This is a genomic window from Candidatus Dedyshia acidiphila, assembly GCF_051025295.1.
GTDB lineage: Bacteria > Acidobacteriota > Terriglobia > Terriglobales > Acidobacteriaceae > KBS-83.
This window is the reverse complement of sequence record NZ_JBMGJV010000212.1, coordinates 1-247: the sequence shown is the minus strand read 5'-3', so window position 1 is coordinate 247 and position 247 is coordinate 1. Positions and strand designations below refer to the sequence as shown.

Genomic DNA, 247 nt, shown 5'->3' with positions numbered 1-247 from the left:
TTAGGGAAGAAGTACCCCTTTTTCTGTCAAGTTGTCGTTGTGTGGGTCAGAGCTGCACGTGCCGTTTTGCTGCAGTACGACTTCCAAAGAACAGAAAACAACATTTGGGGTTTCGTTGTGAAAAAAACTTTGCCGTCTGTGACGGCTTCTCTCGTCCGCCAGATCAATTCCTCCTCACCTCTTTACATGGCGGTGCTGGCCCTGTTGTTCTTCGCCGGGCTCAGCGGGAGTATGCATGTCGCATCGG

At 51.4% G+C, this 247-nt stretch carries 1 protein-coding gene; it reads left to right on the top strand.

The genetic code is table 11. The annotated features are described in order from the left end of the window. The coding region (locus AC5IJH_RS18635) for a hypothetical protein (protein ID WP_491904306.1) at positions 1-247 on the top strand (247 nt) is incomplete at both ends.